The organism is Paraburkholderia sp. RAU6.4a (genome assembly GCF_050435625.1).
Taxonomy (GTDB): domain Bacteria; phylum Pseudomonadota; class Gammaproteobacteria; order Burkholderiales; family Burkholderiaceae; genus Paraburkholderia; species Paraburkholderia tuberum.
Genome location: NZ_JBNDKQ010000002.1, coordinates 1,082,522 through 1,098,064, shown reverse-complemented (window position 1 = coordinate 1,098,064; position 15,543 = coordinate 1,082,522). Strand labels below are relative to the sequence as shown.

Below are 15,543 nucleotides of genomic sequence, written 5' to 3'. Positions count from 1 at the left end.
AGTTTTTGTTACGCTACGTAAGGCTATGAAATAAAAGGCAAAGCGTTCCATGTAAGGGATTGGCGACGTCTTGACGGAGCAATCAGGCGCTCGATCTGGTACGGGCTTTGCATGGGTGACAGGCCTTTTTTAGCTGGCGACCCATAAGGCAGCCGGCATCTCGATACCCACCGTTATTCAACGGCCGCTTGAGCCTGTACTAACCGGAGTCCGCAGTGCTGAATACCCTCATTAACTACTCGATCCAGTCGATGGGTCTGATCCCTCTCCTCGCGTTCATCTTCCTGCTCGGCATCGCGATCATCATCGAACGATTCATGTTCTTCTCGCGTGCCGTGCGTGCCGGCAAGACCCTCGAACATGACCTGAAACTCGTCGATGCAGCCAATCCCGACGATGCCGCCAAAGTGGCCGAGCACTACAAGCAGACCGTGCAAGGCGAACTCGTGAAGTCGGCGATGAAAGTGAAGGGCAAGAGCGAAGCCGTGGTCGAACGCGAGATCGAGGAAACGATCATGTTCCAGTTGCCGCGTCTCGACCGTAACCTGTGGATTCTCGATACGGCCGTGACGCTCGGCCCGTTGCTGGGTCTGCTTGGCACGATCATCGGCATGGTCGAATCGTTCAACGTGCTCGGCACCAGCGGCACCGCGAACCCGAACGGTGTGACGGGCGGCATCGGTCACGCGCTGACGGCCACCGCGTGCGGGCTGACCATCGCGATCATCTGCGTGATCTTCCTGAACTACTTCAACAAGCGTATCCGGATGACGGTCAACCAGTTCGACCTCATCAAGTCGCTGCTCGTATCGCGCTTCGCAGTCTGACGCCCGCACTCAAGGAGACGGACCATGCGAAACCATCGCAGCCATTACCTCGGCGGTGAAGAGAAAGCGCGCATCGAGATCATCCCGATGATCGACATCATGATGTTCCTGCTGGTGTTCTTCATGCTCGCGACGCTGAAGATGATCCAGGGCACAGGCATCAAGCTCGACCTGCCGCAATCGAGCACCGCCGAGCAGTTGCAGCAGACCGTCAAGCTATCGATCGGCGTGACGAAGACGGATGAAATCTATCTGGATTCGAAGCCCGTGACGCCCGACGAACTGACCGCGCGTCTGCAAGGTCTGGTTCACGACTCGAAGAAAGTAGATGTCGCGATTGCCGGCGACGAAGGCACGAGCTACAAGAATATCGTCAAGGTGATGGACCTGGTGCGCGCGGCGGGCATCAGTTCGGTTGCATTGGCCACGAACCCGACGACATGAGTTCACCGGCCATCGACATGAAAGATCCGCAAAACCGCCTGCACGGTGCACTCTGGGCATCGACGACGCCGGCGCATCACGGTCGCATGCCCATGAAGCTGGCGATCGGCGTTGCGGTGGTGGTCGAGGCGCTGGTGATTCTGGGCGTGTCGCACATGAAGTTCCAGCCGCCGCCGCCTCCGCCGCCGAAGGAGATGCGCGTGCAGATTGCGCCGCCGCCTCCGCCACCGCCGCCGCCCGAGGTGAAGAAGCTGGAGCCGCCGCCGGCGCCGCCCAAAGCGCAGCCGAAGCACGAAATACCGAAGCCGACCCCGACGCCGCCGCCGCCGCGACCGACGCCGCAGCCGGTGATCCAGCCCACGGCGAATCCGGCTCCGAACGCTCCGGCGATCGCCTCGCCGACGCCTGCGCCGGCACCCGCTCCGGCACCGGCCGCGCCGCCGGCGCCGCCCGCGCTGCATGGCGTGGTGGACGGCCGCGGTCATTGTCAGTCGGTGCAGCCGGTGATTCCGCGCAAGGCATTGACGGACGGTATTTCGGCGGACGTGATCGCGCATCTGACGATCGGTACGGACGGCAAGGTCAGCGACGTGAAGATCATGCGCGTCACGCCGCCGACGTCGGTGTTCAACGAAGCCGTGATTGCCGCAGGCAAGGCGTACAAGTGCGAGAAGAATGCCGAGCCGTATGTCGGCGAAGTTCAGTTCTCGTTCAAGACCACACCGTCCGACGACGAGTAACCACGACGAGTAACGACGACGAATAAGCTCAGCTTCGACGCGAACTTCCGGCCTTCGCAATTTACCCATCCGGCCTTCAACCCGGAACCGCGCGAGCGGTGGCTACCCGCCGCCGCCCGCGCGGTTTCGAAGCATCGCGCGTCGGCTACGAGCCGATGCGCGTCCAGACACGCATGATGACAACCGACAGGTTTCGAGGCCCGCGCGCGCGCGTCGTTACGGCGTTCGCGGCGCGGGTTGCGATGACGCTCGTCGCGGGGCTGCTGGTCGTGCCGTTGACGACCGCGCCCGCGTTGGCGAGGGCGTCGATCGCGCAGTACGACGCGCCGAAGTATCCGTCCGGGTTCACGCATTTCGATTACGCGGACCCGAATGCGCCGACCGATGGCACACTGGTTTTCCAGAACTACGACGAAAGGCAAAGCTACGATTCGCTGAATCCGTTCCTGACGCGTGGTGCGCCGGCGCCGGACATCCTGCATCTGATGTTCGATACGCTGATGCAGCGCAGCTGGGACGAACTCGCGTCGGAATACGCGTTGATCGCCGACGACGTCGAGGTGGCGCCGGATGGCAAATCAGCGGTGTTTCATATCGACCCGCGAGCGCGCTTTTCGAACGGCGATCCGATCACCGCCGACGACGTCAAGTATTCGTTCGATACGCTGACCAGCCCGCAGGCATCGCCGCTGTTCAACTCGCAGTTCGCGGTGATCAGCCGCGCCACGGTGCTCGACCCGTCGCGGGTGCGCTTCGACTTCAGGCACGTGGAACGCGACGCGCCGTTGATCGCAGGCGACCTGCCGGTTTTCTCGCGCAAGTGGGCAATGCAAGCCAACGGCACGCGCATCGCGTTCGATCAGTTGACCAACGTGCCGCCGGTGTCGAGCGGCCCGTATCTGATCGAGCAGCGCAAGAACGATACGCAGATCGTCTACCGTCGCAATCCGGCTTACTGGGCCGCCGATTTGCCGTCGCGGCGCGGCATGTACCATTTCGCGCGCGTCGCGTTCAAGCTCTATCACGATCATTACACGCAGCTCGAGTCGCTGAAAGCGCTCGATACCGACGTGATGGTCGAATACAGTTCGATGCAATGGGCGCGCCGTTATATCGGCAAGAACTTCGATAACGGCGCGTTGCAGCGCAAACTCTTTCCGGATCACGGCGCGCAGATGCAGGGGCTGATGTTCAACACGCGCAGGCCGATGTTTTCGGATGTGCGGGTGCGGCATGCCCTTGCACTCGCGTTCGACTACGACTGGCTGAACCGGATGACCTTCTACGGCCAGTACCGGCGCACCAACAGCTACTTCGACGATAGCCCGTTCGCCGCGCAAGGCGCGCCCACCGATGCCGAACTCGCGCTGCTCGAGCCGTATCGCGCGAGTTTGCCGGCGGCCGTGTTCGGTCCAATGGTCAGGCAGGCCGACACGATTGCGCCGCACACGTTGCGCGAGAACCTGCGCGAAGCGCGCGGCCTGCTCGCCGAAGCGGGTTGGACGGTGCGCGACGGCCAGTTGCGCGACGCGCACGGCAACCCGATGTCGATCGAAATCATCGACGATCAGCCTGGCATGGATCGCGTACTGCTGGCGTATATGCGCAACCTGCAACTGCTCGGCATCGATGCGCATATGCGCGAGATAGATAGTGCGTTGTATCAGAAGCGGATCGACAACTTCGAGTTCGATATGACGACGTTCATCTATGTGCGCGTGACGATTCCCGGTTCAGAACTGGAGCGTCGTTTCAGCAGCGCATCGGCATCGCAGGTCGGCTCGGAAAACTATCCGGGCGTGAGGTCGCCGGCGGTCGACGCGCTGGTGCGCGCGGTGATGCGCGCGAGCACGCTGAACGAACTCGAAACCGCGACCCATGCGCTCGACCGCGTGCTGATCAACGGCTATTACCTGGTGCCCGAATATTTCGCGCCGGACACGCGGATCGCGTACAAAAGCGCCCTCGGCTACCCGTCGGTGACGCCCGTCAGTTTCCAGGGCGAGGACTGGATCGTCAGCTACTGGTATCGCAAGACGCCGTCCGCTGCGGCCAATACCGCCGAGGCGAAGTGAGGGGCTTATGTTTATCTACATCGTCAAACGTCTGCTGCTGATGATCCCGACGCTGATCGGCGTCGTTACGCTGACTTTCTTCGTGACGCAGTTCGTGCCGGGCGGCCCGGTCGAACAGATGATGACGCAGTTGCGTCACGGCCAGCAGCGCGGCGGCGAAGGCGGAGGCGGCGGCAACGCGTATCACGGCAGCCAGGGCGTCGATCCGCAGCAGATCGAGCAGATCAAGAAGCAGTTCGGCTTCGACAAACCGCCGCTGACGCGCTATCTGAAGATGCTGAGGGACTACGCGCGTTTCGATCTCGGCCAGTCCTACTATCACCATCAGAGCGTATGGGCGGTGATCCGCTCGAAACTGCCGGTGTCGATCACGCTCGGGTTATGGACGGTCGTGCTGACCTACATCGTGTCGGTGCCGCTCGGGATCGCGAAAGCGGTGCGCAACGGCTCGCGCTTCGACACCGCCACCAGCGTGATGGTGCTGACCGGCTACGCGATTCCGGGCTTCGTGTTCGGCGTGCTGCTGCTGATGCTGTTTGGCGGCGGCACGTTCTGGCAGATCTTCCCGATGCGCGGCCTCACGTCCGATAACTTCGACGAACTCAGTGCGTTCGGCAAGGTGCTCGATTATCTATGGCACATCGTGTTGCCGGTGACGGCGTCGGTGGTGGGCAACTTCGCGATCGTCACGATCCTGACCAAAAATACGTTTCTCGAAGAGATTGGTCGTCAATACGTGCTGACCGCGCGGGCGAAAGGCGCGCCCAAGCGTGACGTGCTGTGGAAGCACGTATTGCGCAACGCCGCGATTCCGCTGCTGACCGGGTTGCCCGCCGCGTTTATCGGCGCCTTCCTGAACGGCAACCTGCTGATCGAAACGCTGTTTTCGCTCGACGGCATGGGCCAACTGTCTTATGACTCGGTGATCCGCCGCGACTATCCGGTCGTGCTGGGTTCGCTGTTCCTGTTCACGCTGATTGGTCTCGTGACCAAACTCATTGCTGACGTCTGCTATGTCCTCGTCGACCCCCGCATCCAGTTCAACAGCCTGGACCGATAAGCTGCCGCCCGGCGCGTTGCCGGTGTCCGTGTCGCCCGGGCGACGCGTATGGCAGCGTTTCCGCCGGCAGAAGCTCGGTTACTGGAGCCTGATCGTGTTCGCGACGCTGTTCGTGCTGAGCCTGCTCGGCGAAGTGCTCGCGAATGACCGGCCGCTGATGGTCCGTTACGACGGCCATGACTATTTTCCGATCGTGAAGGACTATCCGGAAACGATGTTCGGCGGCGATTTTCCGACCCGCGCGAACTATCTCGATCCGTTTATCCGCAAGCAGTTGACGGAGAAAGGCAACTTCGCGATCTACCCGCCGAATCACTACCACTACGACACGATCGATTACTTCGCGACGCGGCCGTTTCCGGCGTCGCCGTCCGCGACCAACTGGCTCGGCACCGATCAATACGGCCGCGACGTGCTGTCGCGATTGCTGTACGGCTTCAGGCTGTCGGTGTTGATGGCGCTTGCGCTGACGGTGTCGGGTATCGTGCTGGGCGTGCTGGCGGGTGCGTTGCAAGGCTTTTATGGCGGCCGCACCGACCTGATCGGGCAGCGCCTGATCGAAGTATGGAGTTCGATGCCGGACCTGTATCTGCTGATCATCTTCGCGTCGATCTTCGAGCCGAGTTTGTGGCTGCTGTTTATCCTGCTGTCGATGTTCGGCTGGCTGGTGTTGTCCGACTATGTGCGCGCCGAATTCCTGCGCAACCGTTCGCTCGATTACGTTCGCGCCGCGCGCACGATGGGTTTGAGCAACTGGCAGATCATCTGGCGTCATCTGCTGCCGAACAGCATGACGCCGGTGATCACCTTCCTGCCGTTCCGGATGAGCGCCGCGATTCTGTCGCTGACGAGTCTGGACTTTCTGGGGCTGGGTGTCGCACCGCCCACGCCGAGCCTGGGCGAACTGCTTCAGGAGGGCAAGAACAACCTCGACGCATGGTGGATTTCGGTATCTGCGTTTGCCGCGCTGGTGATCACGTTGTTGCTGCTGACGTTCATGGGCGACGCGTTGCGCAATGCGCTCGACGCCCGTTCACGCGGGTCGGCGTTCGGCGGGAGGAAGTGATGAGCGACGCGACGTTGCACAAGCCTTTGCTGGAAATCGACACGTTCTCGATCCGTTTCGGCGACAAGGTCGCGGTTCGCGAACTGAATCTGACGATCGGGCGCGGCGAGCGGGTTGCGCTGGTCGGCGAATCCGGTTCGGGCAAGAGCGTCACGGCGCTGTCGATCCTGCGCCTCGTCGAACATGCGCAGACCAGCGGCCAGATCCGTCTCGACGGCGTCGATCTATTGCAGAAAACCGAGCAGCAGATGCGCGGGATTCGCGGCGCCGACGTCGCGATGGTGTTTCAGGAGCCGATGACCGCGCTCAATCCGCTGTTCACGATCGGTCAGCAGATCGCCGAAAGCCTGCGTCTGCACGAGGGTTTGTGGTCGAACGCGGCGCGCGCCCGCGGCATCGAACTGCTGCGCCGTACCGGCATTCCCGAGCCGGAACGGCGGATCGACAGCTACCCGCATCAACTATCCGGCGGACAACGCCAGCGCGCGATGATCGCGATGGCGCTCGCGTGCCGTCCGCGCCTGCTGCTCGCCGACGAACCCACTACCGCGCTCGACGTCACCGTGCGTCAGCAGATCGTCGATCTGCTGATCGAGTTGCAGGAACAGGAAGCCGCCGATCGCGGCATGGCGGTGCTGCTGATCACGCACGACCTGAATCTCGTGCGCCGCTTCGCCCAACGCGTGGCGGTAATGGAAAAGGGTGTGCTGGTCGAAACCAATACGACCGAGGCGCTGTTCGCAGTGCCGCAGCATCCTTACACGCAGCGATTGCTCGACAGCGAACCGCATCGCGAGATCGAGCCGATCGAACCGCACGCGCGTCGGGTGCTCGAGGTGCAAGGCCTCGCGGTCGATTACCGGACGGCCGCGAAAGGCTGGCGCTCGCTGTTCAGCGGTTCGACCTTTCGCGCAGTGCACGACATCGATCTGACGCTGCGTCGCGGTGAGACGCTCGGCGTGGTCGGCGAATCGGGCTCCGGAAAATCGACGCTGGCGGCGACGCTGCTCGGTCTGCAACGGCCCGCCGCCGGTCATATCCATATCGACGGCGCGCCGTTGTCGGCTTTGCGTGGCGCGAACTCGCGCCGCGCGTTGTACTCGCGGATGCAGGTGGTGTTTCAGGACCCGTTCGGGTCGCTATCGCCGCGTATGACGGTCGAGCAGATCGTCGGGGAATGGATCGAGGTGCACCGGCCGGAAATCGACGCGCGCACGCGCCGCGCGCGGGTGGGGACGATGCTCGAAGAAGTGGGCATGCCGCAAGAATCGATGCTGCGCTATCCGCACGAGTTTTCCGGCGGGCAGCGGCAGCGCATAGCGATCGCGCGTGCGTTGGCGGTCGAACCGGAAGTGCTGATTCTCGACGAGCCGACCAGCGCGCTCGATGTGTCGATCCAGCAACAGGTGCTTAAGTTGTTGGCGGGCTTGCAGAAGAAGTACCGGTTAAGCTATCTATTGATCACCCATGATCTGGCGGTGATGCGTGCGATGGCGCATCGCGTGATCGTGATGAAGAACGGCCGCGTGGTCGAGGCGGGAGACACGCCCGACGTGCTGCATGCGCCGTCACATCCTTATACGCAGTCGTTGCTCGCCGCGTCGATGATCGCGCCGGAGCACGACGAACCCGAGGTGCTGCAATGAGTGAATCGCGCTGGACGCAGGCCGCCCGTGCGTTGAAGAGCAATGCGGCGTTCTGGTCCTTACGGATTGTCGATGAACAGATCGACGACCACGAAGTGCGCAACGACGTCGCGCAGCCGCTGCGCACGCAGCGCGAACGCGGCGCCATGCTGACCGCGTGGGCCGGCGCGGGCGCGGGCTATGCGGCAACCACGGATCTGTCCATCGCGGGCTTGCAGGCTGCGCTCGATATCGCGACGCAACGTGCGCTGGCGAGCGCCGGCGCATCGCTGATCGACCATCGCGCGGTGTCGCGCGAAGCGCTCAGCGGCGCGTATGTCTCGCCCAATGCCGACCAGCCGCTGCCGACGCGCGGCGAATGGCTCGCGCGTCTCGCGCACGAATGCGCCGCCGCGAAAATCGACGACCGGATCGTCGAGCGCACGGCATCCGTGCAGATCACGCGCACCGAACAGGTTTATCTGACCAGCGACGGCGCGCGAATCGACCAGCGCTTTTGCCTCGTGATGCCGGAAATGAGCGTCGCGGCGCACGCGAACGGCGACACGCAAGTGCGCACGCTCGGCGGCAATTACGGCACGCTCGCGCAAGGCGGCGTCGAAGTGCTGGACCGCTACGCGTTCGACGGCGCAGGCGTGCGGCTCGCCACCGACGCGCTGACCTTGCTGGCCGCGCCGAACTGTCCGTCTGGTCCGCGCGACCTGCTGCTGATGCCCGATCAGATGATGTTGCAGATTCACGAATCGATCGGGCATCCGCTCGAACTCGACCGGATTCTCGGCGACGAACGCAACTTCGCCGGATGGAGTTTCGTGAAGCCGGAGATGTTCGGCACTTACCGTTACGGCTCGGAACTGCTCAACGTGACATTCGATCCGTCGTTGCGCGAACAAGCCGCGTCGTACGCATTCGACGACGACGGCACTGAAGCGCGCAAACAGTATCTGATTCGCGATGGCGTGCTCGAACGTCCGCTCGGTGGCGCGCTGTCGCAACAGCGCGCAAAGATGGCGGGCGTCGCGAATTCGCGTGCGTCGAGCTGGAATCGCGCGCCGATCGACCGGATGGCGAACCTGAATATCGAACCGGGAACCAGCACGCTGGGCGAAATGATTTCCGGCATCGAACACGGCATCCTGATGCGCACCAATACGTCGTGGTCGATCGACGATCACCGCAACAAGTTTCAATTCGGCTGCGAGTTCGGCCAGTTGATCGAAAACGGCAAGCTCACGCAAATCGTCAGGCAACCGAATTATCGCGGCATATCCGCGAATTTCTGGCGCAGTCTGAGCGCGGTCGGCAATGCCGGCACGCGCGAAGTGTTCGGCACGTCGATGTGCGGCAAAGGCGAACCGGTGCAACTGGTGCGCGTCGGCCATGCGTCGCCGCCGTGCGTGTTCACGCATGTCGATGTATTCGGAGGCGCGCAATGACTACAACCCATGCAGTCAATGCATCGAGCGGCTTCGATTTCGCCTCGAACGCGCAGTCGCCGGATTGGCACGCGCATTTCGCGCTGCTCGCCGATGCGATCGACACGTTGCTCAGCGGCGACGAAGTGGCGTTGACTCGGCTGTCGGCGGAGCAATCCGACTTTATCCGCTTCAACGGTGGCAAGGTTCGGCAGATCGGCCAGGTGTCGCAAGGCAAGCTGACCGTCCGCCTGATCGACGGCGCCAGGCAGGCGTATTCGAGCTTCACGGTATGCGGCGATCCAGCGACGGACCTGCGCGATATCGCCGATGCGCTGAATACGTTGCGCGACGGCTTGCGCGATGCGCCCGACGACCCGCATCTGTTGTACGACGCCACCCAATGGACCCAATCGACGCGCCGCAGCGGCAAGCTGCCCGCGCCCGACGCACTGTTGCGGATCGCCACCGAAAGCGCGCGCGGACTCGATTTCGTCGGCTTCTATGCAGGTGGCTCGATGGTGCGCGGCTTCTCGTCGTCGCGCGGCAGTCGCGGCTGGTACGAAGTCAGCAACTTCAGCTTTAGCTGGTCGTTGTACGACCCGAGCGGCCGTGCGATCAAAAGCACGTACACCGGCGACCACTGGGACGACAGCGTGTTCGCCGCGAAGGTCGAACAGGCCGCCGCACGTTTGCCGGTGCTTGGACACACGCCGCGCGCGTTGTCGCCGGGGCGGTATCGCACGTATTTGGCGCCGTCGGCGATGCTGGAACTGGTCGGCACGGCGTCGTGGGGCGGGTTTTCCGCGCGCGCGAACGCCACCGCGCGCAGCCCGTTTTACCGGCTGCACAGCGGCGAAGCCGCGCTCGATCCGCGCGTGTCGATGACCGAAGACCTGAGCCTGAATATCACGCCGCGCTTCAACGAAGACGGTTATCAGCGCGACAGCGTGCCGTTGATTCACGACGGCCGCAACGCCGGGCAACTGACCAACGCCCGTAGCGCGCGCGAATACGGATTGACGCCGAACGGCGCGCTCGCCAGCGAAACGCCCGAGTCGCTGGCGATGGCTGGCGGCGATCTCGACGCCGCCGATATCCTTGCCGCACTCGATACCGGGCTGTATGTCGGCAATCTCTGGTACGTGAATTTTTCTGACCGGATGAATTGCCGGTTGACCGGCATGACGCGTTTCGCGACGTTCTGGGTCGAACGCGGCCAGATCGTCGCGCCGGTCGACGCGATGCGTTTCGACGACAGCCTGTACCGTTTGCTGTCGAGCGAACTCGAACGTCTCGACGCCCAGCCGGAACTGCTGCTGAACGATGGAACGTGGGGCGAGCGGCAGACCGGCGGCTGGAAACTACCCGGCTTGCTGGCACGCTCGTTCGAACTGACGCTGTGAGTGAGTTTCCGATGACAGACTGAACGCCATAACAATGACAGAACCAACGACAATATTTGAGAGCACGACGCGGTTCGGGACCGAACCGGTCGAGATGAGCATTCGGCCGCTGCATCCGGACGACGCCGCGCAACTCCACGCGCTGCATTCATGCCCCGGTGTGATGCGCCAGAATCCGATGCGTCCGTATCCGACCTTGCAGCAGACTCAAGGCTGGCTCGCGAAGCTCGCGGCGCCGTCGATGGCGATTGCAGCGCTGGTGGGCGATACGCTGGTCGGCGCGGCCGATCTGCATCCGGGCGGGCTGCGTCGCGCGCATAGCGGCTGGCTGGGTATCAGCGTGCACGACGACTGGCAGGGCAAGGGCGTCGGCACGCGGCTGATGGCCGAACTGATCGATGCCGCCGACAACTGGTACGGGCTGCGCCGTCTCGAGCTGAACGTGTTCGCCGACAACCATCGCGCGATTGCGCTGTATCGCAAGTTCGGTTTTTCGCACGAAGCGACCTTTCGCGGCGCCGTGCTGCGCGACGGCAGGCTGATCGACTCGGTGTTCATGGGCCGCTTACGCGCGCCGATGGGTCATCTGCAAGCGGAAATCGAGGCGGCCGTATGAACGTCTCGTTGAAACCCGACACGGCGCATGTGATTATCCGCGCCCGCGAAGTGTCCGACCTCGACGCGATCACTTCGTTGATGAACTGCCCCGGCGCGCGGCATGGCACGTTGCAGACGCCGTATCGCTCGAACGCGACGGTCGGAAGCTGGCTCGAAAAAATGCCCGCGAACACGCTCGGACTGTGCGCGCAGGCGGGCGCTCGCGTGGTCGGGATGATCGACGTGTTGCCGCGCATGCACCGGATGGCGCATTGCGCGGGAATCGGTCTCTGCGTGCATGACGATTACGTCGGGCGCGGCGTCGGCACGGCGCTGCTCGCGGCGGCCGTCGAGTGCGCGGATACGCTGCTCGGCCTGCGTCGGCTGGAGTTGACCGTGTTCGTCGACAACCACCGCGCGATCGCTCTGTACCAGCGCTTCGGTTTCGTCGAGGAAGGACGCTCGCCGGCGTTCGCGATGCGCGACGGCAAGCTGGTCGATGCATTCCATATGGCCCGTTTCGCCGATGCGCCGGTGTTCGCTTCGCCGGTCGCGCTCGCACCGAACCCACACGCGTGAGCATGCCTTGGCCGCCTTTTTTGTCGACCGACCTGTCTTTGCGTGGATTCTGGCGCTTGCGGTAATCATCGCGGGCGCGCTCGCGTTGACGCAACTGCCGGTCGCGCAATATCCACGACTTGCGCCGCCGCGTATCGTGATCGATGCCGTCTATCCGGGTGCATCGACGGAAGCCGTGGATGCGAACGTTGGCAGCATCATCGAAGAAAGTCTCGACGGTGCCGACGGGATGCTTTACTACGAAACCGCCAGCGACGGCCTCGGCAACCTTGAAATCGCGGCGACCTTCGCGCCCGGCACCAACCCCGATATCGCGATGATGGACGTGCAGAACCGGCTCAAGCAGGTCGAGCCGCGTTTGCCGCAACAGGTGGTGCAGCAGGGTATCAGCGTTTTCAAAGCCGCCAACACGTTCCTGATGCTGGTCGCGCTGACATCCACCGATGGCACGCGCGATTCCGCGCAACTGAGCGACATCCTCAGCCGCGACATCATGCGCGAACTGAAGCGCGCGCCGGGCGTCGGTTCCGCGCAACTGTGGGACGCCGACGAAGCGTTGCGCGTCTGGCTCGATCCGATGAAGCTGCGCGAATTCGGCCTCGCCGCGTCCGACGTCAACGCCGCGATTGCCGCGCAAAACGCGAGCGTCGCGGCAGGCACACTCGGCGACGCGCCGCTGGTGGATGGCCAGCAGCTGAGCGCGTCGGTGAACATCAAAGGGCAGTTGCTGTCGCCGGAGGAATTCGGCCAGATCGTGCTGAAAGCGCACCCCGACGGCTCGGCAGTGCGGCTTGCCGACGTCGCGCGGGTCGAGATCGGCCGCGACAACTATACGTTCTGGTCGCGCCTGAACGGCAAGCCGTCGGCGACGGTCGGGATTCAACTCGGGCCGCGCGGCAACGCGCTCGAAACATCGGACGCGATTCGGGCGCGGCTCGCGGAACTGGCGAACCGTTTGCCGCCGGGCGTCGCGGTTCAGGTGCCGTTCGATAGCGCGCGCTTCGTCAACGTTGCGATTCGCGAAGTGCTGATCACGCTGGCCGAGGCGATCGTGCTGGTGTTTCTCGTGATGTGGCTGTTCCTGCGCGATCTGCGCTACGCGCTGGTGCCGACAGTGGTGATTCCGGTCACGCTGATGGGTGCGTTTGTCACGATGTACGCATTCGGCTTGTCGATCAACGTGTTCACGATGTTCGGCCTCGTGCTGGCGATCGGCATTCTGGTCGACGACGCGATCGTGGTGGTCGAGAGCGTGCATCGCGTGATGGACGAGGAGGGCATGGCGCCGCGCGACGCGACATTGAAAGCGATGAAACAGATCGGCGGCGCGATCGTCGGCGTGACGGCGGTGCTGACCGCCGTGTTCGTGCCGATGGCGTTCTTTCCTGGCGGCGTCGGTGGGATTTACCGGCAATTCGCGGTCGCGATGATTGCGTCGATGCTGGTGTCGTCTTTCATGGCGCTGTCGTTGACGCCCGCGTTGTGCGCGAACCTGCTGAGCGCGCCTGCGCAATCGGTCCGTCAGCGTGACGCGCGACGCGGTTTGCGTGGCGTTGCCGCCCGCCTCTCGACGCGTTTCGAACAGGGCTTTGATCGCGCGTCGCGCGCCTACCGGGCCATGACGGCCGCCGCGATGCGCAGGGTCGGGCCGCTGCTCGCGGTGTATGCCGTATTGCTGCTGCTGTGCGGCGCGTTGTACTGGCGGATGCCGGGCGGCTTCCTGCCCGTCGAAGACCAGGGCCAGCTGCAGGTGATGATCCAGTTGCCGGCCGGCGCGACGCAGGCGCGCACGCTCGCCGTCGTCGAAACGACCGAGTCGATTTTGCGCATGCAAACGGCGGTGGCGAACGTGACAAGCGTGATCGGCTGGAGTTTCGAGGGCAGCGGACAGAACGTAGCGATGTCATTCGTCACGCTGAAAGACTGGGGCCGGCGCGGCGTTGATGCGATGACGCTGCGCGACACGTTGAACCGGTCGTTCAGCCGGATTCTCGACGGCAACGTGCAGGCGCAATTGCCGCCGTCGGTGCCGGGCGTCGGGCATTCGGACGGCTTCACGTTCCGGCTCGAAGATCGCGGTGGCTTGGGCCGCGACGCGTTGAAGGCCGCCCGCGACCAGCTTGCCGAGCGCGCGAAGGCCGATCCGTCGCTGGCGTCGATTCATTTCGAGGATCTGCCCGACGCGCCGCGTATCGAACTCGACGTGGACCGCGCGAAGGCGTACGCGCTCGGCGTATCGTTCGACCGGATTGCGGACGTGCTCGGCAGCACCTTTGGCTCGTACTACGTCGACGATTTTCCGGCGGGTGGCCGGATGCGCCGCGTCCTGGTGGCGGGCGATGCGTCGACGCGGATGACGGAAACCGATCTGCTGGCGTTGTCGGTGCCGAACCAGTCGGGCGCGATGGTGCCGCTGTCGTCGGTTGCGACGCGCCGCTGGACCATCGGGCCAGTCGCATTGACGCGCTATAACGGCTATCCGTCGCTCGATCTTAACGGCCGTGCGGCGAGCGGTGTCAGTTCGGGGGCGGCGATGGAGGCGATGGAGCGGCTCGCGGCGAGCTTGCCTGCGGGCATCGCGTTCGACTGGGTCGATGCGGCGCGCGAAGAACGCGCGGCGGCGCGGCAGACGCCGTTGCTGCTCGGACTGTCGCTGCTGGCGGTGTTCATGGCGCTGGCCGCACTATACGAAAGCTGGACGATTCCGCTCGCGGTGTTGATGGTCGTACCGCTTGGCGTAGTCGGCGCCATTGCGGCGATGCTGATGCGCGGCATGCCGAACGACGTCTACTTCAAGGTTGGGATGATCACAGTGATCGGCTTGTCCGCGAAAAACGCGATTTTGATCGTGCAATTCGCGCGCGACCTGAGCCTACGCGGCGTGCCGCTGACGCGCGCGGTGATACGCGCGGCGGGCGCGCGATTTCGCCCGATCGTGATGACGTCGTCGGCGTTCCTGCTGGGCGTCGTGCCGCTGGTGCTGGCGAGCGGCGGCGGTGCGGAAAGCCGCCGGTCGATCGGTACGGGCGTGTTTGGCGGCGTCGTGACGGCGACCTTGCTCGGGCTGGTGTTTGCGCCGGTCGCGTTTCAGGCGGTGGCGGTGGTCGCGCAGCAAGGGCCGCGCGGCGCGCTGCGGCGCTTGCATGGCTATCGGCGTCAGTCGCGCGAGTTGATTCGCGATGTCAGCACATGATCGGCTCACGCGCCGTCGATCTTCAGATACGCACGCGCGAGGCCTTCGTTTTCGAAGCCGAGCCGCTCGAGGAGTCGCGCGCTGCGCAGATTGTCGGGCCGGTAATTCGCCGTTACGCGATGCAGTTGCAGCGTGCTAAAGACGTGGTCGATTGCGTTGCTCAACCCTTCGCGCGCGAAGCCGCGACCTTCGAAGCGCCGCGATACCGGGAACCTGAGATGACGCGCCTGGAAGGATGCGAGACCAAAGATAGAAGTGTCATGGCGGTCTCGCTGATGTGGCAACTATCGGCACCCGCCGCAGGAAGATGCGTTCGTCCGAGCAGAAAGCCGCACACCGCGCGCAGCAAGATGGACCGTCTTGGTTGAAAGAAATGGTGTATCGCGTGAACGGGTATCCCCGCTTACGCAAATAGATGATCGATTGGAAGCACGAAGGGACGACTCATGGCGCAATACGCATGAGCATGGGCGACCGTGCTCGCGGCAGAAGAAT

13 protein-coding genes are annotated in these 15,543 nt (G+C 63.7%); all 13 read left to right on the top strand.

From position 1 onward, the window contains the following. Positions 1 to 215 precede the first annotated feature (215 nt). The 13 genes from OKW40_RS09760 (at position 216) to OKW40_RS09700 (ending at position 15,416) form a co-directional block, all read left to right on the top strand. Positions 216 to 827, top strand: coding sequence for a MotA/TolQ/ExbB proton channel family protein (locus OKW40_RS09760; protein ID WP_184063922.1), 612 nt, complete (start codon positions 216 to 218; stop codon positions 825 to 827). Between the two features lie 24 nt (positions 828 to 851). Beyond that, positions 852 to 1,271 (top strand): ExbD/TolR family protein, encoded by a 420-nt coding sequence (locus OKW40_RS09755; protein ID WP_090800842.1) that lies wholly within the window; start codon positions 852 to 854, stop codon positions 1,269 to 1,271. Then, complete coding sequence (locus OKW40_RS09750) at positions 1,268 to 2,011, top strand: energy transducer TonB (protein WP_429489488.1); 744 nt, start codon at positions 1,268 to 1,270, stop codon at positions 2,009 to 2,011. Before OKW40_RS09755 ends, OKW40_RS09750 begins: the two co-directional genes overlap by 4 nt. Positions 2,012 to 2,253: 242 nt before the next feature. Then, a complete protein-coding gene (locus OKW40_RS09745; protein WP_429491941.1) occupies positions 2,254 to 4,086 on the top strand; it encodes an extracellular solute-binding protein in 1,833 nt (610 codons plus the stop codon). Between the two features lie 7 nt (positions 4,087 to 4,093). Further along, complete coding sequence (locus OKW40_RS09740) at positions 4,094 to 5,146, top strand: microcin C ABC transporter permease YejB (RefSeq protein ID WP_429405175.1); 1,053 nt, start codon at positions 4,094 to 4,096, stop codon at positions 5,144 to 5,146. Continuing rightward, entirely contained in the window at positions 5,100 to 6,212 is a 1,113-nt protein-coding gene (locus tag OKW40_RS09735; RefSeq protein WP_090800836.1) for an ABC transporter permease, read from the top strand. The genes OKW40_RS09740 and OKW40_RS09735 overlap by 47 nt, the downstream gene beginning before the upstream one ends. Next, positions 6,212 to 7,858: an ABC transporter ATP-binding protein gene (locus OKW40_RS09730; protein WP_429489486.1), complete on the top strand. Its 1,647-nt coding sequence runs from the start codon at positions 6,212 to 6,214 to the stop codon at positions 7,856 to 7,858. The genes OKW40_RS09735 and OKW40_RS09730 overlap by 1 nt, the downstream gene beginning before the upstream one ends. Further along, complete coding sequence (locus OKW40_RS09725) at positions 7,855 to 9,294, top strand: TldD/PmbA family protein (RefSeq protein WP_429489484.1); 1,440 nt, start codon at positions 7,855 to 7,857, stop codon at positions 9,292 to 9,294. Before OKW40_RS09730 ends, OKW40_RS09725 begins: the two co-directional genes overlap by 4 nt. Continuing rightward, positions 9,291 to 10,679, top strand: a complete 1,389-nt coding sequence (locus OKW40_RS09720) for a TldD/PmbA family protein (protein ID WP_429489482.1) — start codon at positions 9,291 to 9,293, stop codon at positions 10,677 to 10,679. The genes OKW40_RS09725 and OKW40_RS09720 overlap by 4 nt, the downstream gene beginning before the upstream one ends. A 94-nt stretch (positions 10,680 to 10,773) precedes the next feature. Next, complete coding sequence (locus OKW40_RS09715) at positions 10,774 to 11,295, top strand: GNAT family N-acetyltransferase (protein WP_429489480.1); 522 nt, start codon at positions 10,774 to 10,776, stop codon at positions 11,293 to 11,295. Continuing rightward, positions 11,292 to 11,855 (top strand): GNAT family N-acetyltransferase, encoded by a 564-nt coding sequence (locus tag OKW40_RS09710; protein ID WP_429489478.1) that lies wholly within the window; start codon positions 11,292 to 11,294, stop codon positions 11,853 to 11,855. Before OKW40_RS09715 ends, OKW40_RS09710 begins: the two co-directional genes overlap by 4 nt. A 7-nt stretch (positions 11,856 to 11,862) precedes the next feature. After that, positions 11,863 to 15,048 carry a multidrug efflux RND transporter permease subunit gene (locus OKW40_RS09705; RefSeq protein ID WP_429489477.1) on the top strand — a complete coding sequence of 1,062 codons (3,186 nt, stop codon included), beginning with the start codon at positions 11,863 to 11,865 and terminating at the stop codon, positions 15,046 to 15,048. Continuing rightward, positions 15,045 to 15,416 carry a hypothetical protein gene (locus tag OKW40_RS09700; protein ID WP_429489475.1) on the top strand — a complete coding sequence of 124 codons (372 nt, stop codon included), beginning with the start codon at positions 15,045 to 15,047 and terminating at the stop codon, positions 15,414 to 15,416. Before OKW40_RS09705 ends, OKW40_RS09700 begins: the two co-directional genes overlap by 4 nt. Positions 15,417 to 15,543: the final 127 nt, after the last annotated feature.

What these genes read in the sequence shown, in the direction of transcription:
- OKW40_RS09740 (WP_429405175.1), top strand. Translation starts at nt 4,094, where the DNA reads ATGTTTATCTACATCGTCAAACGTCTGCTGCTGATGATCCCGACGCTG.
- OKW40_RS09755 (WP_090800842.1), top strand. Translation starts at nt 852, where the DNA reads ATGCGAAACCATCGCAGCCATTACCTCGGCGGTGAAGAGAAAGCGCGC.
- OKW40_RS09700 (WP_429489475.1), top strand. Translation starts at nt 15,045, where the DNA reads ATGATCGGCTCACGCGCCGTCGATCTTCAGATACGCACGCGCGAGGCC.
- OKW40_RS09745 (WP_429491941.1), top strand. Translation starts at nt 2,254, where the DNA reads ATGACGCTCGTCGCGGGGCTGCTGGTCGTGCCGTTGACGACCGCGCCC.
- OKW40_RS09715 (WP_429489480.1), top strand. Translation starts at nt 10,774, where the DNA reads ATGAGCATTCGGCCGCTGCATCCGGACGACGCCGCGCAACTCCACGCG.
- OKW40_RS09730 (WP_429489486.1), top strand. Translation starts at nt 6,212, where the DNA reads ATGAGCGACGCGACGTTGCACAAGCCTTTGCTGGAAATCGACACGTTC.
- OKW40_RS09750 (WP_429489488.1), top strand. Translation starts at nt 1,268, where the DNA reads ATGAGTTCACCGGCCATCGACATGAAAGATCCGCAAAACCGCCTGCAC.
- OKW40_RS09720 (WP_429489482.1), top strand. Translation starts at nt 9,291, where the DNA reads ATGACTACAACCCATGCAGTCAATGCATCGAGCGGCTTCGATTTCGCC.
- OKW40_RS09725 (WP_429489484.1), top strand. Translation starts at nt 7,855, where the DNA reads ATGAGTGAATCGCGCTGGACGCAGGCCGCCCGTGCGTTGAAGAGCAAT.
- OKW40_RS09735 (WP_090800836.1), top strand. Translation starts at nt 5,100, where the DNA reads ATGTCCTCGTCGACCCCCGCATCCAGTTCAACAGCCTGGACCGATAAG.
- OKW40_RS09710 (WP_429489478.1), top strand. Translation starts at nt 11,292, where the DNA reads ATGAACGTCTCGTTGAAACCCGACACGGCGCATGTGATTATCCGCGCC.